The organism is Blautia marasmi (assembly GCF_900258535.1).
GTDB lineage: Bacteria > Bacillota > Clostridia > Lachnospirales > Lachnospiraceae > Blautia > Blautia hominis.
Genome location: NZ_OIWX01000001.1, coordinates 1,126,381 through 1,146,830, shown reverse-complemented (window position 1 = coordinate 1,146,830; position 20,450 = coordinate 1,126,381). Strand labels below are relative to the sequence as shown.

Here is a 20,450-nt window from a genome sequence, read left to right as displayed (position 1 = left end):
GCGTTTTATTTCAATGTAGTATTTCCAGAGTGCGATATTTCCATCAAAAATCAAAGGAGGAGAACCAAATGGCAACCACCAGAATCATGCCGCTGCATATCGGTAAAGGCCGCACAGTCGGTCAGGCGATCAGCGATATTATTGATTATGCAGAGAACCCGCAAAAGACAGAGAACGGCAGGCTCATAACAAGCTATGCCTGTGACAGCCGCACCGCTGACGCTGAATTTGCGCTTGCCAAAAGGGAGTATATATCCCTGACCGGCAGAGTGCGCGGAGCCGATGATGTGATTGCCTATCATCTGCGCCAGTCCTTTGTGCCGGGGGAGATAACCCCGGAGGAAGCGAACCGCATCGGCTGTGAACTTGCCAGGCGATTTACCAAGGACAACAATGCTTTTGTAGTCTGCACCCATACCGACAAGGCGCACATTCATAATCACATTATATGGAACGCTGTCACGGTGGATTGCGACAGAAAGTTTCGTAACTTTTGGGGTAGCACCAAAGCGGTGCGCCGCTTGAATGATACCATCTGTATTGAAAACGGTTTATCCATTGTGGAGAATCCGAAGCCCCATGGAAAAAGCTATAACAAGTGGCTGGGCGAAGCTGCAAAGCCGTCCCATCGGGAAATGCTGCGCGTTGCTATCGACAACGCTTTAGCCAAGAAGCCGGAAAGTTTGGAAGCCCTGTTTGCACTTCTTCAGCAAGAGGGTATAGAAGTGAAAAAGCGCGGCAAATCCATTTCCCTGAAAGCACCAGGGCAAGACCGTTTTGCCCGGTTGGATACGCTGGGAGATGAATATTCCGAAGCCGTCCTTTCCGCTGTTCTTGTCGGAGAAATGGCACATAAACCCCGCAAGAAAAAGCTGTTGCAGGCGGAGCCTAAAACGGTCAATCTGCTGGTGGATATTCAGGCAAAATTGCAGGCCGGGAAAAGTGCCGGGTATGCGCGCTGGGCAAAGGTGTTCAACCTAAAGCAGATGGCAAAGACCATGAACTACCTTACGGAAAACGGCTTGCTGGAGTATGCTGCCCTTGCCGACAAAGCGCAGGCTGTGACGGAGCGTTATAATCTGTTGGCTGGGCAGATAAAATCTGCCGAAAAGCGCATGGCGGAAATCGCTGTTCTGCGGACGCAAATCATCAACTATTCCAAGACCCGTGATGTTTACACCGCCTATCGCAAAGCTGGTTATTCTAAGAAATTCCTTGCAGAGCATGAAGCAGATATTCTGCTCCATAAGGCGGCAAAGAAAGCCTTTGACGAGTTGGGCGTTCAAAAGCTGCCACGGGTGAAAGAATTGCAAAGCGAGTATGCCGTGTTGCTGGCAGAAAAGAAAAAAGCCTATGCCGAGTACCAGCAGGCAAGACAGGAAATGCAGGAAGTTTTGACGGCAAAGGCAAATGTGGATCGGCTGCTGGGGACGGAGGAGCAGGAGGCCGAAAAAGAAAAAGAACATGGCCAGCGATGAGCCGGTCATGTTCCAAAAGCGTTCGCAGAACGCGCAGCCACAGAATGAAATTCTGTGTTCAAAAGGGGCTTGGGGATACCCCAACAAGCAGCGTTTGGAAGCCGAATGGCTATCCAAAGGCATTGCTTGCCAGTTTGTTTTAGCCCCAAATCTTTAAAAATTCGACTAAGTATTAGAAAAAATATTGGTTTACAATGTAGTTATCATATTTATTAGGAGTTAAATGAAGCAGTTTCATCTCATTTTTTCTTTGAACTTTGGAGATAATGGATAAATGTTTCTATAGCGGGAAATGTCTTTGCGCCTTTTTTACGAATCATTGTGATAGAAGCATTTTCTACCTCTTGAAGTGCAAAGCTAACCAATTCGTTATTTTGTCTAGCTATTTCTTCGGATAGAAAGCCTGCCGCCGCATCTTCTCGAATATGTTGAAGAATCATAAACACTTGAGAAGTGTATTGGACTATATTTGGAACACAATCTGCTTCACGAAACAGGCGCTTCAAGTATTTTGTCTGGCTATAATAACTTGGAAGCATAATAAGGGGAGACTGGCCAATTTGCTGGATAGAATGAATTTTTTCACAAGCCAATGGATTTTTTTGATTTACACAAAATAGCAGGCGACTATGTCCAATGGTTACATAACTGTAATTCTTATCAGGGAGAGCAATAGATACACATAGCGCAAAGTCTAATTCTCCAGTATCAATTTTCTGATAAAGTGATTCGGTAGAATCTTCCGTTACTTCAAAAGTGATATTAGAGTGGGCAGAAAGAAAGCCTTTTCGTAACCTTGGGAACACTGCACTTGTCCCCATTGGAGCCACACCAATACGTAGGATTGTTTTTTCTTCTGCGATGAGTTTTGAATTTTTTTGCAGTTTATGATAGGAGCGAAGCATATGTTCTGCTTCTCGGAGAAAATTCTTTCCCTGGTCTGTCAGTGTAATGCTGTTGGGACGGCGTTCAAACAGAGCAAAACCGCATTCTATTTCTAATTCCCGGATAGCAGTAGATAGTCCCGGCTGGGAAATATAAAGTTCACGGGCAGCTTTTGTAAAATTCTGATATTTGCAGACAGTGACAAAATATTGTAATTGCTGAAGTGTCATAGCGTATTCTCTCCTAATCATTTTTATAAATTCTAGCATAATTTTTTCTTATGCACAATCACTTTTTTGCGTTTTACATACTATTCTATTTATACTAGAATGTAAATTATAGAGATGGAAGCTACGTGTAACTATTTCTCACGAATGTAATGAGGAGGTCAATTGAATCATGTCTAATGAAAGACAAAGCAAGAAAATGAAGGAGATAATGGCAAAGTTTATCGCGCATACTGGAAAAAAGTTACCCGATGACGTTATAGCCAAGCTCCAAGAACTGCGAGACAAAGAGGACACTCATCTCGCTAAGTCGATCTATGATACCATGTTTCACAATCAGGAATTGGCAGTAAAGTTGAATCGCCCTTCCTGTCAGGATACCGGCGTGCTTCAATTCTGGGTGAAGTGCGGTACTGGATTTCCTTTGATTAATGAGTTGGAAATTTTGCTGAAAGAGGCCGTAATACAAGCTACTTTTGAAGCTCCGCTCCGCCACAATTCGGTAGAAACTTTCGATGAGTACAACACTGGCAAGAATGTAGGAACGGGAACTCCCACAGTATGGTGGGACATCGTTCCAAACTCAGAACAATGCGAAATCTATACCTACATGGCTGGAGGAGGTTGTACACTTCCTGGTCATGCCATGGTTCTTATGCCTGGTGAAGGATATGAGGGGGTAACCAAATTTGTGTTAGAACGCATGACCTCTTATGGTCTCAACGCATGTCCGCCATTGCTGGTTGGGGTAGGTGTGGCGACCTCTGTGGAAACGGCAGCATTGCTGTCGAAAAAGGCGCTTATGCGACCTATCGGTTCCCACAATGACAATGAACGGGCAGCAATGATGGAAAAACTTTTGGAGGATGGCATTAACGCAATTGGCTTGGGTCCTCAAGGTATGGGAGGCAAATTCTCCGTTCTGGGCGTTCATATCGAAAACACCGCTCGGCATCCTTCTGCTATTGGTGTGGCTGTCAACGTAGGATGTTGGAGTCATCGCAGAGGTCATATCATTTTTGATAAAGACCTAAACTACAAAATTCTTTCTCATTCGGAGGTGACACTGTAATGATAGAACGTAAAGATGGCAAAACAATTCTGACTACTCCTGTTTCGGCAGATGAACTGAAAAGTATACATATTGGCGATATTATATACCTGACAGGAAGTTTGACTACTTGTAGGGATGTAGCTCATCGCCGCGTGGTGGAAGAAGGGAGAACAATTCCTGTGGATGTAAGGGACAATGCAATTCTCCATGCTGGTCCTATTGTCCGTCCTCTGGAGGATGACAAATTTGAAATGGTCTCTGTAGGACCTACCACTTCTATGCGAATGGAAAAATTTGAATATGATTTTGTGAAAACAACAGGCGTCCGTGTCATTGTTGGAAAAGGTGGTATGCGAGAAAATACGGAGAGAGCCTGTAAAGAATTGGGAGCGATCCATTGTGTGTTCCCCGCTGGTAACGCAGTAGTCGCCGCCGTTGAGGTAGAGGAGATTGTGCGGGCTGAATGGCGGGAATTGGGAATGCCTGAAACCCTATGGAATTGCAGGGTAAAAGAATTTGGACCATTGATTGTTTCCATCGACTCAGAGGGGCGGAATTACTTTGAGGAAAAAAAGGTGGAGTACAACAAAAAGAAGGATGAGCAGATAGAATTGATTTCCAAACAGGTTGGCTTCATCAAGTAAACGGTTTGTACCTGTCTGCCATTAGGGGCGGGAGGACAACAGCAAAAACTATAAGCGGACTATATGGCCGCGATATTGGGAGGTATTGTACTATGAATAAAAATATAATTACTAACAAACCAGAACCTGCTTCAGGTATTCTCAAACGGGTAGATTTGTTTGCCATAGCAATCGGTATGGTCGTAGGCTCCGGAATGGTCACTCTGATTGGACCGGCAATGGCCTACACCGGCTACTCTGTGTGGCTGGCCTACCTCGTAGCAATCATCATGGGCTTCTTCATGGTGTTCCCCTACATCATTCTCTCCGGTACGCTCCGGCTGGCCGGAGGCCCCTACTCCATCGTTACCAATCTGGGAGGCATCAGCGCCGGCGGTTTGATCTGCTACTCCAAGCTGGTCATGCCGATTCTGAACAGCTCCTTTGCGCTAGCTTTCGGTATGTATGCTCATGAGCTGCTGCCTATGTTTTCGGCTAAGACTTTATCCATTGCCAGCGTTCTGATTCTTTTTGTATTGAACCTGATGGGTATGGACATTTTCGCGAAAGCAAGTAAAATCATGTCCGGGATTTTACTTGTTACCATGGTGGCTTACGTTGTTTTCGGCCTTACCCAAATCAAGCAGCCAATCTTTGATTTTTCTGGCGAGAAAATGTTTACCGGTGGCATTGTCGGTTTTATGATGGCTGCTCTGCTCCTGATTAACTCCGCAAACGGCTATTACAATATCCTGTGGTATGGAAAAGATGCCAAGCGCGCAACGAAAGACATTCCGTTTGCCAGCCTTGCCTGCGTTCCCTGCCTGCTCTTTATTTATGTGAGCCTCGCAATGGTAACCAGTGGCGTTCTTCCTCATGATGAGGTGGCAGGAGTCGAAACCATTCTTCCTGCTGCTTCGGCCATTCTTCCGAGTGGAATATACAAATTATTCCTGCTTGGCGGTCCGTTAATGGCAATCACTACCACGTTGAATGGTGTTTTTAACGATGTTCGTTATCCGATTACACAGGCTACTGTGGATGGTTGGCTACCGAAATCCATTGCTAAAGAAAATCGGTTTGGTATGCCTACTCTGATCTATATTTACACTCTGATTATTGTACTTCTTCCTATTTTGCTGGATATGAGCATTGTAACAATTACGAACATTTTCCAGGTCATCACTTTCTTTATGAATGTGACCATTGTATACTCAATTGCACAGATGTCCAAGAAATACCCGAAAGCATGGGCGAAGAATAAATTCCATCTTTCCAAGGGTGCGCTGTATGCTTTCTGTACAGTCAGCATTATTATTTATACTATCATCTTTGTTAAGGGAATTGTCAGCATTAAACCTGTTTATGCTGTAGCGGCAGTTGCAGTTATGGTATGCTTTATTCTGCTGGGTGTATATCTGTCGAAGCGCGGGGGTATTCATGTGGAAACCTCTGTGTGGGCAAGCAGTGAAAATGAAGAACCGGAAGGAGGAAACCAATAATGAAGTTTGAATATGCAACTCCAAAGAGCGTTGGTCTGAATGCCGATGTGCTGACCCAAATGCTTTGTGAACTGGAAGAAAAAGCAGAGCTGCACAGTATTGTCGTTATAAAGGACAATAAAGTAGTTGTAGATGGCAGTTGGGCGCCTTATGAAAAGGATATTCCGCAGATGATGCATTCCCTGTCCAAAACCGGCACTTCGCTTTGCGTGGGCATTGCGGTCTGCGAGGGAAAGCTGTCACTGGATGACAAGTTCATCGATTATGTCAGGGAAGATCTTCCTGAAAATTATGATAGGATTCTCGAACAGGTAACCATCTATGATCTGCTGACAATGCAGGCCGGTTCAGCTGCGTGTGCCAACAACGTATATTTTACCGCATTGAAGTCAGACTGGGAAAAAACATGGCTCGGCGAGAAACGGATTGCAGCCGATGTGGGAAAAGCGTTCCACTACGATTCCGGCTGCAGCTATACTCTTTCAAAAATCGTCAGCAAGGTAATGGGAAAAACCTGTATCAATCTTTTGCGGGAAAGAGTGTTTTCTAAAATTGGTATTGAACATGTGGATTGGCTTCACAGTCCGGAAGGATATAATACTGGTGGATGGGGAATGTATCTGACCGCCCGACAGATTGCAAGGTTAGGACAGCTCTTTTTGCATGAAGGAAAATGGAACGGTGAGCAGATTATTCCTTCAGATTGGGTTCGCGAAATGGGGATTACACGTATCGTAAAGCCTGGATGTGAGCACAAGGTGCTGAACGGATATGGGTATCATTTCCACACTGGAGAAAAACTGTATGCTGCAGAAGGAGCTTTTGGACAACTGCTAATCTGTTTCAGGGAACTTCCGATTACGATTGGAATCACTTCCGGTACGAATTGTGCGTTTGTTCCTGATATTTGTCAGAAGTATATTTACCAAGCACTGGAAAACCATACTGGTAGTTCTGATGGAGCAGTGTTAGCTAGAAAAATTGAGTCTTTGCAACTTCCACTCGCAAGCGGTGAGTTTCCGACCATTGAAGCGGAAGATAAACTGTTTGGCAGATGGCTCCTGTTGAATCAGAATCCCCGTGAAATTCGTAAGGTTCGTTTTGAACGTGAGGATGATCAGATGATCCGAATCAAATTTGAAATGGAAGATTCAACAGTAAGAACCGCTTGGGCTGGTTATAAGCGTTGGATTAAAAACGACCTGTTCACAGACTACACAAAGCGCCAGCATTGTCTGTCCTATGCTTTTTCTTCAGGCGTACTTGCGATTGCAGACTGCATGATTAACACTTCTTACCGAGAAGAATATACGTTTGCTTTTTCTGGTGGTACTGTTGTCTGCGGCTGGAAGCCCAATGTTACATATTTGGATGGAAATGACAATAGCAAAAGAGTGTTTATGGAAAGTACCGTAACCTATCATGAACGGTAAATATTCAATTTTATATCTACGCAGAGGCACTAGTGATCGTGAAGTGGGACAACTTCAGTTGTCCCCAATGTATTAAATTGGCATGATTGTACCAATTATATTAAAAAGAAAAAGTCACTCTGATGAGTAAAAAAAACGGTAACTCATCAGGGCGGTTTGTTATGCTTCGACCAATGTTATCGTTCTGGAGGTAACCTTGGTCTTCTCTTTTATAAATGAGTTTGCTTTGAAAAAGTCATGTGCCAGTAGACAATAAGAAAAATGCAACATACAAGCAAGTATCGTCGGCACTATCGAGGTGCCTAAATAAGCAATATCATATCGTTTCCTGTTGGCGTACCAGTCACTCAATTCTGAGTTCTGGTGCGCTTTTTTCTATTCATTTTTCCCGACCATTCCATTGCCGGTCACCTCCGGTCGGTTTTGAAATTCGCAAATCAAATTTCAAAAAATCGGAGGAAAAAGTAATGTATTTTGACCCTAAATCCAGCGGTGCAAGAATCAAGAAGCTCCGTGCTGCCCACGGCTTAACACAGGAAGAGTTCAGCCAGCACTTGAATATCAGTGACAGCCATTTGAGAAAAATGGAATCCGGTGTGAGTGGCGGTTCCATAGATCTGCTTGTAGAAATCGCAGAGTATTTTGATGTTTCTCTGGACTATCTGATTCTTGGAAAAACACTTTCAGAGGAAATCATGCGTAAGAGAATCAACGCGGCAATCAACATTCTGAATGCCTGCGTGAATGAATACTAACCGCCCATTAGATGGGCGCTTACCGGGAAAGCGGTGCGCTAAAAAGATGTGGCTATCCAAGGTAGACTTTACTTACAGCGAAGGAAACACGGAGCTGACAGTACCTTGAAAACTACATATCATTCATCAAGTACATTACTGTCATGGATGCGAGAGCAGCAGCCACATCAGCGGTACGCGACGATTGCAGCACAAAATCAAACCATTTCTTTTTCTGCTATGTGAGTAAGGATTTTGGACTGTTGGAGCGAGAACGACCGGCATGTAAATATTGGGCAGCACCCAATAAGGCGAAAACACATGACAGGAATAATGATACTTCCGTAATTCGCGGCCCGATCACAAAGAAGATGGGGAGGTTGAACGCCTATGGAGCCGGTTCGCTGCCAGCCGCTTGATGATTTCCCTATGGAGCCTGAAAGCGCTCCATTGTTTCAGGGGTGTCGAGGACAAATATGAAACTCACATATTGTAAGGAAGGGCGGCATCACGCCGCCCTTTGGTACATACCCAATGAAAGGGGGAACCGCAAATGATAAAAGAAAATTGGGTATATCGCAGAGGCGATATTTATTATGCCGACCTGACACAGTATCTCGGCTCTGAGCAGGGCGGCATCCGCCCTGTTGTAGTCATTCAAAACAATCGCGGCAATTACCATGCGCCGACTTTGATTGTGGCTACGGTTACATCCCGCGCTGATAAGAAACCCGGCCAACCCACACATTTCTTAATAAGGAAGAACGCGGCCTTGACAAAGCCCTCTGTGGTGCAGCTGGAACAGCTTTTTACGATAGACAAGCAGCGGGTGCAGAGGTATTTAGGGAAGCTGACGGGAAAAGAGCTGTTTTTTGTTGACCGGGCATTGGCAATCAGCCTTTCATTGCCTGTACCGAAAGCACAGAGATGGGGCAAATAAAATAGTAAAGTCAAGGATGCCATAGTGCGAAATGGTATCCTTGACTTTTTTAGAAGTAAGGAGGACACAGCATGGAGAAGCTGATTACCAGAAAAAAAGCTGCCGATATTTTGGGGATAAGCATTGCAACCCTTGATGCAGCTCGTAATAATGGGTTGATTTCTTATGTGCAGTATGTGGAAAATGGCTGCGTTTATTTTACGGATACAGCCCTTCAGGAATATATTGCAAAATGTACGCGCAGAGCAAAGCCAGTGGAAAAAAGCGGAACTTATCGCAAGCCAAGAAGCCCCAGAGTGTGAGCCAATCCGTATCCTTGCCGGAATCGGATATGTCTGATAAAACAAGGGTACAGCGCTGGATACTATCACGATTAGGAGGTGCCGAAAATGGCAAGAAGGAAAGTAGTGATTCCGGACTATGGTACAGTGACGATTAACGGTGTCAAGTATTATAGAACGAGAATACAAAATGCAGAAGGTAAGATGGTGCCGTTATATGCGAGATCACCCGAAGAATTGTACGACAAGGAACTGGAAGCGTATGAGAAAATCGACAATGCAACATTCAATCGTAAATCTCCCACGGTTGCAGAATACTGTGAAAAGTGGCTGCTGATGCAGTCGGTTCATGTGAGAGCTACAACTTTGACGGATTACACATCCAAGGTCAGGCGTCATATCATCAAAGAACTAGGGGATATGAGGATAGCGGATGTCAGCTTGGACGATATTCAGATTGCCCTCGTCCCGGTATCAAAAAAATCTGCATCGGTATATAAGTCGGTTATCAATCTGTACAAATCTATTTTTCGGGCAGCAAAGGAAAGCCGCATTATTGAAAATAACCCGACCATCTATCTTACTGCAAAGGGCGGCGGTGTACCGCAGGAAGATAAAGTGGCGCTGACGGATGAGCAGGTATCACGCCTGTTGGATGCGATCCAAGGGTTGCAAACCTATGTATTTGTTATGTTGGGGCTGTATGCGGGATTAAGGCGTGAAGAAATCCTTGCTTTAAAATGGGATGCAGTCTATCTGGATGCGGAAGCCCCTTATCTGACAGTACGCAAGGCGTGGCATACAGAAAACAATAGACCAGTCATTCTGGATGAATTAAAGACAAAGGCTGCGGAGAGAAACATTCCGCTTCCTGATTGCCTGTCGGAGTGCTTGAAAGAAGCAAAATCGAGTTCGACTTCGGATTATGTGATTGCAAACAGTGATGGTGAACCGCTGTCCTATACACAGTTTAAGCGGCTCTGGCAGTACATTGTAACCAGAACAGCCAAAGAACGGTCATATTACAGATATGAAGATGGGAAGCGAGTAAAACATACCGTAACCCCTGTTCTGGGAGAAAAAGCTGCCCATAATGGTAAGGTGGTTTACAGTCTGGATTTTGAGGTGACACCGCACCAGCTGCGGCACACCTATATCACGAATTTAATTCATTCCTCGGTAGACCCGAAAACAGTTCAATATTTAGCTGGCCATGAAAGCAGCAAAATCACGATGGATATTTACGCAAAGGTAAAATACAACAGGCCTGATGAATTGGTGAGAGCAATGGGCAAAGCATTTGATCTATGGGATGCCGTATAGCAGGATAAGCGTTCACAATAAAATAGGAAACAAAGCAAAGAGCGAGGCAAGGATGTCTCGCTCTTTGTTTTACATAATCGACATCATGGATTAAGCGGGCGATTTCTGATAAAAAGAATGTGTAAACGGAAAACGCCCACAGTCAGAAAGGAGACAGATTATGGCTAAGAAGAAAAAGAATATTCCAGAGTATGGGACAGTTGAAATCAATGGAACTGTATATTACAGAACCCGGATTCAGGATGCCGATGGTAAGCGCGTGAACTTGTACGCTACCACCTGTGAGGAACTGTATGAAAAGCAGTTGGATGCGCGGCGGCAGATTGAGGAAATCCTCTTTCGCAGACAGCACCCTACAGTCGCTGAATATTGCGAGAAGTGGCTGCTGATGCAATCGGCAAAAGTAACGGCAGCTACCCTGCGAGGATATACCTTCGCAATGAAGAACCACATCATCGAGCCTTTGGGTGATATGTATATGGAAGAAGTGACAGCAGATGATATACGCTTAGCACTTGTGCCGATGTCAAAAAAATCAGAGGGAATGTACAACACGGTAAATATGCTTATCAAGTGTATTTTCTACTCGGCAGAGCGCAGCCAGCTGATTACCTATAATCCATGCGAGGGGCTTTCCGCAAAAGGCGGGAAAGCAGGAAAAAGGAAGGAAGCGCTCACAGACCAGCAGACAGAGGTGCTTCTGGACGCGGTCAAGGGACTGCCACCCTATCTGTTTGTTATGATTGGGTTGTATGCCGGCCTTCGCCGGGAAGAAATACTTGCCCTGCAATGGGACTGTGTGTTTTTGGATGTACCCACTCCCTACATTTCCGTACAGCGTGCATGGAGAACAGAGCATAACAGACCGGTGATTTCCACGGTATTAAAGACTAAGGCAGCAAAAAGGGATATTCCGATTCCCAAGTGTCTGGTAGAGTGTCTGCGGGAAGCCAAGGCAAGCTCCATTTCGGACTATGTGATTGCAGACAGCACAGGAGAGCCGCTTTCCTATTCGCAGTTCCAGCGCGTATGGCAATATGTGGTGGTACGCTCTACGAAAGAAAGAACCTATTATAAATATGTGAATGGACAGAGCATTAAATATAGTGTGAAGCCTACGTTGGGCATGAAGCAGAAGAACAATCCCAACATTCAATACACAATAGATTTTGATGTGACCCCACACCAGCTGCGGCACACTTACATCACGAACCTGCTTTATTCGGGAGTAGACCCCAAAACGGTTCAGTATCTTGCAGGGCATGAGAACAGCAAAACAACTATGGACATCTATGCAAAGGTAAAGTACAATAAACCAGAGGAATTGTTTGATGTGGTGAATGGAGCATTTCAGCAGGTGGTTTCCTGATTAAAAGCCCCCGCTTTTTTGGTTAAGGGGTGGGTTAATTGAGAACATAAAGTGCGAAAAAGCCCGTAAAACCAAGGAAAATCGGCACACGGGCACGCCTAATACGGTCTCAAAGCAGCTCGTCGTGCACCGCAGTTCAGCAAACGTTAATTTCAGTTACGCAAGAGATAATCTTCGGAACTTGGATTTACGTTCAAATCCTTGTTTTACAAGGGTTTGTGGAGTTGTCAGATGTGGTGAAAAGCGGTGGAATTTACTCAGTTCGCAACGCATTTGCAACACGTTTGCAACAAAAATATCTAAAAAATATAGGACACTTTTCGGTGATAGACACTGGAGAGTGTCCTTTTTGTTATGCAGATTTTGTATCGGCAGTTACGCTGTCCTCATTTTCTAAGGTTTTGTTGATTGCGTCTACAAGAACCTGCATATCTAAGTGAGTATAAACTTTTTCTGTCAAAGTCATAGCACCGGAGTGACCCACAATTTTCTTGATTGTTGTATCCTGAACACCAGCTTCCGATAACATGGAAATACAGGTATGCCGGGTACAATGTGGTGTACGGTCAATTCCAATCTGTTCCACAAGAGGAGTCCAATAGCTGTCATAGTAATTGCGATAAAGAAATCTTTTGCCATCCTCTGTATGAAGAAGATATTCGCAATCAGGACAAGAATTATACCAGTCTTTATAGTAAGGCAGGAGCTTATCAGCAATCGGAACTTTTCGGATTCCGTTTTCTGTTTTGCTGTCAATTACATCAAAATACTGTTCTTCCAAATGCACATTTTCTTTCTTCAAGTCAAGAAATTCAGAGATACGTGTGCCATTATAAAGCAGCATGAGGATGATCTGATAGTATTTGTCATCTTTCATTGTCCAGACCTTTGCAACTTCTTCTTTCGTGAATTTTGTACGTGTATGCTTGTTTGGATTGCGGTCTTTGTACTGGGCGATTTCAACAAAAGTAGAATAATCTTTGTTGCAGATGTCATTCTTCAATGCAAATTCATATAACTGGTTGAACAGGATTTTGATTTTTTTCAATGTGGGAAAATTCTTTCCGCAGGTGTCAATAACCTGTTGTAAGTCTGCCAGTTTTAAATCCTTGAAAACTCGGTTGTAAAGAATGCCACATGTTTTGTAAGATGCCTTGTATCCTTTGATATTGCTTTCGGATACCGTAGGAAATTTTTTCTTAGACCATTCCTCATACACTTCATCAAAAGTCATTTTGGCTGCCTTTGTATCATAAGGATTACGATTGTAATCAGCTAGCATTTGTAATCCCTCTGTTTTTGTGGCGGCATATCCAATGATGATATATTCATTTACTTTCTTTTCTTTGATTGGATCAATACGATAGCCTGTGGTTTTACGAACCATCCAAGGTTTTCTTCTTTTTCCAGATAGTTTTACTACACTTCCGTAGCCGTTCGGTAATTTCATATTCTAAAAATCCTCCTTAAAAATTAGGACTCTTTCTTACCGTACCGCTCGTTCATGATTTTTTGAAATCTTCGTATTCGTTCTTCGTTTGAGATTTCTTCTGTTTCTTTTTCGGTCAGTTTTGCATTTGCGTAATAAGCAAGTGTTTTATCCTGCCACTTCTGATAAGATTCAAGACTTGTCTGATAGTCCTTGACTTCATTTCTTTTATCCTCAAATTCTTCCAAGAATAGACAGAGATCCTGATTTAACTCCGTAGAAACATCTTTGCCGTTAAAAGTAATAGCACATTCCCATCCATCATAATGTGGCGGGCGTTTGACTTCGATATTGAAGCCAAGTTCCTTTATCTTATCTAACTGAAATAAGAAATTCATAATATCAGAAAGATTTTCTAAAGGTTTTCTCTCGGCATCATACCCTATAAGATATGTGGATTCGCAGTCTAAAACTTTTGCGATTTCATTGAGCAGAGGATTTCAGGGAATCCATACACAGATACGCATAGACAGCTACCGCTGATACAGATGAGATACAGATAAAAAAGAATTTTCCAAAGAAGCGTATAAGCGTATATCTTTAGGAAAATCAAGGGATTACAGGTTTCTGAAAAGTATGGAAGATACGTTTATACGCTTATACGTGTAATTTTTGAATTTATTTTATTTTTTTACAGAAGGAAGTGTTGCAGATGTTAAAGCAGCCCAGATATGGGCAAATCAAAAGGGCGGATACGCCATAAATGAAATCGTAAGTCTGAGTAATAATCAGATTATGTGATGCAAAAACAGCCCTCGGCGATTGAGAGCGAAATACACCCATCGCACAAACCTACGGTTTATACTCTGTGTATTTCGCGATTGCATCGAGCCAAGCGCGGCTGCTTGCAGACGGATTTGGCGAGAGCCGTGTACTGATGAAATTGCTTGCAATTTCAGAAGTCGCTCTGCGAGGCTTATGCCGGATACGGCAATCAGTTCGTAAACAGGTGCCTATGCACCTACTCACAATGAAGTCAGCGAGAGCTGGGGAAGGAGGATACTTATAGGCAGACATTCATTTATCAGACAAAGCAAGCTGTCCGATGTGGCAGGAAGGATTGATTATATTAAGATGCCGCAGTTTTTGTGTGATGAGATGCAGGATTACCTGAAAATGTTGTATGAGCCGAAAGAGGACGAACGGATTTTCACAATTTCCAAATCTTATCTGCATCATGAAATGAACAGAGGCTCAAAAATATCTGGGGTGAAACGAATTCGAGTGCATGACTTGAGACATTCCCATGTATCGTTATTGATCAATATGGGATTTACGGTATTAGCAATCGCAGACCGAATGGGACATGAGAGCATTGATATCACTTACCGATATGCACATCTGTTTCCAAGTGAGCAGATTCAGATGGCAGAACAGCTGGATATTGAAAGGATGGAAAAATCAAATGGAGAAAAATCTGGACAGTAAAGGAAGATGGAGAAACAAAATCGTAGCATTCCGGGTATCACCGGAAGAAGCAGAGCAGATTGATGCATGTGTCCGGTTGTCAGGACTTAGCAAGCAGGACTATATCACAAAACGATTAACTGATCGGGAAATTGTGGTACAGGGAAATCCAAGAGTGTATAAAGCATTGCGAAATCAGATGGCAGAGATTTATGAAGAACTGAAACGTCTGGAAAAATGCAGTGAGGAAAACGAAGAGCTACTGAGTACCCTGAGATTGGTCGCTGAGACATTGTATGGATTGAAAGGGGAAAATGAATGACAGCAAAAGAAAAATGACTGCTCCGATTGCATCTGTTCAGCAAGGTTGATTTTGTTTAAATCAAACTTATCCCCTTGCTCAGACTTCATTTCTTCTATGACTTGTGTTATGATAGTCTGCAAGTCATTACTTTTATTTTCATTCATGTTTCTCCTTTCATGGTGCATTGGCTAACACCATTATAGAACATGAATTAATATGGTAATGGCTTTTCTAATTGGACTCAGATTGGTTGTTTCTGCTAGTCTTAGGTTGGCTGTTTCAAGCGGACTCTAACAGTGTTAAGAACATTATCAAATAATAGGGGCCTTATTTTCAGATATCTTAATATTTTTTGAAAAGAACCTGTCTGATGTAGCATAATTTTTGTAGGCTCAAAAAGCAATAGGGATGTCCAGATATATAGTGGCATAATCCAGTAATTCAGACAGCGGTTTGCTTTTCAAAATCAATTTCATATAATGATTGTACTGAGTAAATATATCCAGTATTTTATTGCAAATTTCAAAAAAGGCTTATGATAGTATAGAAAAATTAAGTGCTCTTTCCAAGTAATATCATAGATTTTAGAATCGAAATTATCATTAACAGATGGAATTAAAACTGGCGGTGCTGATTCACGTTGATCACGATTTAGTATGGATATGCCATTGGTTAAATATATAAAATTTTTGTTGAGGTTTCAAAGAGATTTGATTGAATAAACGATATATCAATTATGAAGAGGTCATAAAAACTTTGTAGTATTGTTAAAGTGAATCAAGAATAATGGATAAATGTATTTTTTTATAAGATTATCTAATCGGGTTAAAAATAACGAAAAAGGTATTAGTAATTGAATCATATAACCAATGACAAAGATGATTAATCGTTTTAGAATATAAATATCAAATGTGACTGTTCAGGCGCCGACGGTTAAGAAAATTTGAGTAAATAATTGTGATGCAAGATTAAAAAAAGTGGGATTATTTCTTATCATTACAACAGCAAGATTTCACTGGGCTTTATCAACCCGGACTATGCAAAAGAGGGAACAGAGCTGGGAATGATTTGGGGTATTAGCGGAATAAGGAGGAAAGTGTAGTGGAGGATTATATTGGAGCGAGAGTAGATTATGAGCCTAAGTATAAAGATGTTTCAACCTATTTTCAGAATATTGGGAATCTTTATACTTGGGAGGCTGATCCTTGGTATGAAACTTGTAAATCGTGGGCAGAAACATGTTATATTCATGCAGGGATTAGTGGGGCTGAAATTACATTCCAAGGAAAAGATGCACAGGCGTTTCTATCAAAACTTTGTATGAATAACATTAGCAAATGGAAAAACGGAAAAAATAAACATTTGGTTATGCTTGATGAAGAAGGATTGATAGCAGCTCATTGTCTTAGTATGAAAGACGACGATAATACATATCGGATTACGGCTGCACTTCCATTTGCAGCAATGAAACTGTTGGAGACTGGTGCTTATGATGTGAAAATGACCATGCGTGATATCTTTGTCTTTCAATTTTCAGGACCAAAGTCATTAACAATTATAGAAAAACTTACGAATACGAATCTTCATGATCTAGCATTTTTGCAATTTCGTAAGGTAAGTATTCCGGGACTGAATATTGAAGTGGAAGTAAACAGGATTGGCATGAGTGGAACACTTGCATATGAAATTCGTGGTTTAAAAGAAGATGGTCCCAATGTATATCATGCGGCTTATGAGATTGGAAAACCTATGGGATTAAAGAGGCTTGGATGGCGGAGTTATCCGGTGAATCATGCTTTTGGAGGATATCCGCAAGTTACGGTATCATTTGAGAGCGCTTCCTATAAAAATCCGAAGGTTGTAGAAATGTCACCTGCAAATATTTCATATACTGGAAGTGTTGAACCAGAGAATCTTCGTGCACGTTTCCGTACGCCGGTAGAGGTTGGCTGGCAATGGATGGCAAAATTGGATCATGACTTTATTGGAAGAAAAGCTCTTGAGAAAGAAATGTCAAATCCTCAAAAGATGATTGTATCTTTAATTTGGAATCCGGAAGATATTTTAGATGTACAGGCATCTTTGTATGGAGAGGGGGAGCCTTATAAGCAGATGGAGTATCCTTGTTGCGTTCCGGGCATGTGTGGAGGACATCAGGACTATGTTACCACAAGGGATGGCAAGGTTATTGGTTTATCCAGTAGTGCGGTATATAGTTCCCATTATCATAAAATGATTTCTGAATGTACCATAGATATGGAATATGCCAAAGAGCACGAAGAAGTGATTGTAAAATGGGGCGATTATGGAAAGCGTATAAAGGATATCCGTGCAGTAATTGCAAAATTTCCATTAAATGATCTGGTTGAGAATAAAAATTATGATATTAGTTCTTGTCCGTATGGCTTTGAAGAATGAAGGGAGTTTCCATGAGTAAAAAAAATAGAAAATGGCTGGTATTTACGATTATGTGTCTTGCATATATGCCGGGAAGTTATGCACAATACCAGTTATCCGTGTTTGCCCCGGAACTAATACAATCTTTTGGACTTACAACATCGCAGTTTTCATCTTTATTTACGGCGCCTATGATTGTAGCAATTTTCTTGAGTTTTGTAGGAGGAATGATTTCTGACAAGGTTGGTTCAAAGAAAGTCATTAATATTTCATTTGTTATAGCTGGAATTGGAATGATTGGGAGAGTTTTTGCAAATAGCTATATGCCATTTTTTCTTTGCATGGCATTAACCGGTTTCTCCAATATGTTTGTCAATATTAATGCATCCAAGATTACTGCAAGTTGGTTTGAGCAGGAAAAGCTAGGGATTTTGATGGGCATATTTGCATTTTGCGGACAACTTCCGGGAGCCTTTGCGACAGCAACGACGGCAGTTTTGTTTGATAGCAGGACATCTGCTTTTATTGTATCAGCAATATTCTGTATTAGTGTATTTGTTTTATGGTTGCTTTTTGTGAAAGATAGGCCAGAGGATACAATGGAAGAAAGGGAGAAGATAGATCAGGAAAATCAACCTTCCATTGGGGATTCCTCTTAAGGTAGTACTTTCTAATAAAGGTATATGGCTGGTTTCTATTTGCATTATGATGGTTCTTGGCAGTACGGTAACTTTATCCACTTTTATGCCGGTAGCATTGCAGACCATGTATGGAATAAATTTGAAAGTATGTGGTACGATTGCATCTATGTTGACATTGGGAAATTGTATTGGTTCTATTACAGGTCCCATTGTATTCTCTAAAATCAAAAATGTTAAAGTGTTTGTATCAGGAGCTGCCGTGTTGAGTTTTGCCGGAATTATTATGTGTTGGAGATTTCCGTCCATATTCGTTTTACACATACTGGTTCTTTATACTGGAATTATGCTTGGAGCGTCAATGCCTATTTTCCTTTCCGCACCGGTTTTGTTAGAAGGACTTGGAACTAAATATGCAGGAAGTGCGGCGGGTGTCATCTCTACATTACAGCTTTTTGGAGCTGTTTTGATTCCAACTTATATCTTAACACCGATTGCGGGAGAAAATTATAGTTTGTTGTTTATGCTTGCATCCATATGTATGGTAATTATGTTCCTCTGTGGGCTGTTACTTCCTCAGTTTGGAAACAATCAAAAGTAAGAATCACAAAATAAATGAAAATCTTCCTATGTTGCAATGAAAATGCTGTCGCAAGCCAAATTTCAAGCATAGGAGGATGTCCAAATTAGAGTGTTTCGCAGATGAAGCAGGATATTAATAAATAGAGAAGCATATTTTCATCCAGGTAATCCAGTGAAATATGGAGCAGGTCTTCAATTTTTCGTAGCCGGTAGATCAAGGTGTTTCTATGAAGATGAAGCGTCCGGGCAGTCTCCGCTATATTTCTTCCGTTGATAAGATAGCATTTTAAATTATGAATGAGCGTGAGATCCTGCTCCATATGGCTTTGCCATAGGGATAAAACAGCTGGGTGGCAGAAGCCCGGCAAGGAGTTTTTTTCCTTAAGGACACCATATAAAACATGCGGAAAGGCTTCATCAAACCTTTGAATATGTTTTTGAGGCTCCAAAGGGTAAGATTTCATAAGCCTGCATTGTCCATATGCCATGGAAAGCTCCGTGAATCTAAAAAAACGGGTGCTTATATAGACCTTAAGGGAAAGCCGTTTTAGCAAATCCTCCAGTGCGGCGTATGATTTTTCATAATCAGGATCAAAATCCCGCCTGCGGCAAACCGCAACAATAGAATGTTCAAAATAGAGGACAACTCCATGAGGCAGAATGTTTTTTATTTGATGAATATAGGCAGACTGACGGGTATCCGAGACGTCAGATTCCGGAAGGGAAAATTGATAAAGATACCAAATATCCTCGTTCGTATAATTTCTGGCTTGGAGATAATAAGAGGTAGAAAGCTCATCTGCCGGATATCCCTGTAAAAGCCGTATAACATAATAGTTTTCTTCATCCTGCAAAAGAAAAGCCTGAATCTGGTGATTCATAGCAAGCTCTGTAAAATGAACGACTTCTAATAACAAAGCCTTTTGTGCTTCCGTAAAGGGACCGTTCATATCTGTCGTACCGAATGCTCCAAAGTTTTTTCCCTCAAAATAAAGCGGAGCGGTCAGAGAGTGATGGGATGGATCCTGACGAAAGACGCTGGAGATTAAGCGGTTTCCGCTGTGAATTTCCTGCATAATTCTCTGGTGTTCGTCAGGATATATGGATTCTGTCGGTGTAAAGCCGAAATTGATAACCTCGTCCCAGAGAGTTCCCTCGATTTTTTCCTGAAATTTCCCGGTATAATGCAGCAGCTTTCCGGTTGGAGCAAAAAGGGCAATCGGGTTGCAAAGAAAGGTGGCCGCATAATCAAGCAGATCTGAAACATTTTTGTTTTCGATAATTATCTTTAGGCATTGCTCATACCAGGCATAGTACTTATCAAAAATATCCAGAAACTCACGGAATACCTTATGAAAAGGCTCGTCCGTATATAAGATGGCGGCATGCTCCATCCATGAAGGGTTTATCTGTCCCTCCTTTGATCCGGTTTTGGTACAGAAAATCAGGAACCGGGGCTTACGTATATCCCATTCCCTATCAAGGAAAGAGATCTCTTGTGTTAAATACAGAAAATCATTATCGATTATTTCCATGGAATCATCAAGCATGCGGGCATGCTGGAATAATTGATCTAAGCCCGTAGATTTATAAAAAATCCTGTATTTATCAGGAATCCAGTCAAGGATGACAGAAATGCTCATAGATTTCATTGCAAAAAACTCCTTTGGTTATTTTTGACGAAAAAAGACGGTATAAATGAATTATATAACTGATGACGGGAGATGGCAACTGCTTTACTATAAATATATAGGAAACACTGTTCAGGCGCCGACAGTTAGAGA

General features: G+C 42.1%; 18 protein-coding genes and 1 pseudogene. 15 read left to right on the top strand and 4 right to left on the bottom strand.

Translation table 11 applies throughout. The features are described from left to right. The first annotated feature begins 68 nt into the window (after positions 1-68). Entirely contained in the window at positions 69-1,478 is a 1,410-nt protein-coding gene (locus C6P39_RS05115) for a relaxase/mobilization nuclease domain-containing protein (protein WP_104803044.1), read from the top strand. 239 nt (positions 1,479-1,717) lie between these two features. On the opposite strand, the gene C6P39_RS05110 is transcribed toward C6P39_RS05115, so the two are convergent. Continuing rightward, positions 1,718-2,593 (bottom strand): LysR family transcriptional regulator, encoded by an 876-nt coding sequence (locus C6P39_RS05110; protein ID WP_158661464.1) that lies wholly within the window; start codon positions 2,591-2,593, stop codon positions 1,718-1,720. Between the two features lie 169 nt (positions 2,594-2,762). Here C6P39_RS05110 and ttdA point away from each other — a divergent pair, with 169 nt between their 5' ends. The 9 genes from ttdA to C6P39_RS05065 all read left to right on the top strand — a co-directional run bounded on the left by ttdA (position 2,763) and on the right by C6P39_RS05065 (position 11,849). Then, a complete protein-coding gene (gene ttdA, locus C6P39_RS05105) occupies positions 2,763-3,662 on the top strand; it encodes a L(+)-tartrate dehydratase subunit alpha (RefSeq protein ID WP_104803042.1) in 900 nt (299 codons plus the stop codon). Next, positions 3,662-4,288, top strand: a complete 627-nt coding sequence (gene ttdB / locus C6P39_RS05100) for a L(+)-tartrate dehydratase subunit beta (RefSeq protein WP_104803041.1) — start codon at positions 3,662-3,664, stop codon at positions 4,286-4,288. Before ttdA ends, ttdB begins: the two co-directional genes overlap by 1 nt. A 92-nt stretch (positions 4,289-4,380) precedes the next feature. Continuing rightward, entirely contained in the window at positions 4,381-5,769 is a 1,389-nt protein-coding gene (locus C6P39_RS05095) for an APC family permease (protein ID WP_104803040.1), read from the top strand. Next, complete coding sequence (locus C6P39_RS05090) at positions 5,769-7,202, top strand: serine hydrolase domain-containing protein (RefSeq protein WP_104803039.1); 1,434 nt, start codon at positions 5,769-5,771, stop codon at positions 7,200-7,202. Before C6P39_RS05095 ends, C6P39_RS05090 begins: the two co-directional genes overlap by 1 nt. Before the next feature lie 467 nt (positions 7,203-7,669). Next, complete coding sequence (locus C6P39_RS05085; RefSeq protein ID WP_104803038.1) at positions 7,670-7,957, top strand: helix-turn-helix domain-containing protein; 288 nt, start codon at positions 7,670-7,672, stop codon at positions 7,955-7,957. 532 nt (positions 7,958-8,489) lie between these two features. Beyond that, positions 8,490-8,876 (top strand): type II toxin-antitoxin system PemK/MazF family toxin, encoded by a 387-nt coding sequence (locus C6P39_RS05080; RefSeq protein WP_104803037.1) that lies wholly within the window; start codon positions 8,490-8,492, stop codon positions 8,874-8,876. Between the two features lie 71 nt (positions 8,877-8,947). Then, positions 8,948-9,178, top strand: coding sequence for a DNA-binding protein (locus C6P39_RS05075; RefSeq protein ID WP_104803036.1), 231 nt, complete (start codon positions 8,948-8,950; stop codon positions 9,176-9,178). Between the two features lie 87 nt (positions 9,179-9,265). Beyond that, positions 9,266-10,480 (top strand): tyrosine-type recombinase/integrase, encoded by a 1,215-nt coding sequence (locus tag C6P39_RS05070; protein WP_104803035.1) that lies wholly within the window; start codon positions 9,266-9,268, stop codon positions 10,478-10,480. Positions 10,481-10,640: 160 nt separating this feature from the next. Continuing rightward, complete coding sequence (locus C6P39_RS05065) at positions 10,641-11,849, top strand: tyrosine-type recombinase/integrase (RefSeq protein ID WP_104803034.1); 1,209 nt, start codon at positions 10,641-10,643, stop codon at positions 11,847-11,849. Positions 11,850-12,201: 352 nt separating this feature from the next. On the opposite strand, the gene C6P39_RS05060 is transcribed toward C6P39_RS05065, so the two are convergent. Continuing rightward, a complete protein-coding gene (locus C6P39_RS05060) occupies positions 12,202-13,299 on the bottom strand; it encodes a tyrosine-type recombinase/integrase (protein WP_104803033.1) in 1,098 nt (365 codons plus the stop codon). A gap of 23 nt (positions 13,300-13,322) precedes the next feature. After that, complete coding sequence (locus C6P39_RS27735; RefSeq protein ID WP_207657111.1) at positions 13,323-13,526, bottom strand: hypothetical protein; 204 nt, start codon at positions 13,524-13,526, stop codon at positions 13,323-13,325. An 880-nt stretch (positions 13,527-14,406) separates the two neighbouring features. On the opposite strand from C6P39_RS27735, the pseudogene C6P39_RS05050 reads away from it, so the two are divergent. The 5 genes and pseudogenes from C6P39_RS05050 to C6P39_RS28115 all read left to right on the top strand — a co-directional run. Then, a pseudogene (locus tag C6P39_RS05050) lies at positions 14,407-14,766 on the top strand (tyrosine-type recombinase/integrase); the annotation flags it as partial. After that, positions 14,744-15,067: a plasmid mobilization protein gene (locus tag C6P39_RS05045; protein ID WP_005340449.1), complete on the top strand. Its 324-nt coding sequence runs from the start codon at positions 14,744-14,746 to the stop codon at positions 15,065-15,067. The pseudogene C6P39_RS05050 and the gene C6P39_RS05045, both read left to right, overlap by 23 nt. A 1,083-nt stretch (positions 15,068-16,150) precedes the next feature. Then, on the top strand, positions 16,151-17,467 hold the full coding sequence (locus C6P39_RS05035) for an aminomethyltransferase family protein (RefSeq protein ID WP_104803031.1): 1,317 nt from the start codon (positions 16,151-16,153) through the stop codon (positions 17,465-17,467). A gap of 11 nt (positions 17,468-17,478) precedes the next feature. After that, entirely contained in the window at positions 17,479-18,105 is a 627-nt protein-coding gene (locus C6P39_RS28120) for an MFS transporter (protein WP_158661463.1), read from the top strand. After that, positions 18,089-18,685: an MFS transporter gene (locus C6P39_RS28115; RefSeq protein ID WP_158661462.1), complete on the top strand. Its 597-nt coding sequence runs from the start codon at positions 18,089-18,091 to the stop codon at positions 18,683-18,685. Before C6P39_RS28120 ends, C6P39_RS28115 begins: the two co-directional genes overlap by 17 nt. A gap of 85 nt (positions 18,686-18,770) precedes the next feature. Here C6P39_RS28115 and C6P39_RS05020 read toward each other — a convergent pair whose 3' ends face one another. Then, positions 18,771-20,318, bottom strand: coding sequence for a PucR family transcriptional regulator (locus C6P39_RS05020; RefSeq protein WP_104803028.1), 1,548 nt, complete (start codon positions 20,316-20,318; stop codon positions 18,771-18,773). Between the last annotated feature and the right edge of the window lie 132 nt (positions 20,319-20,450).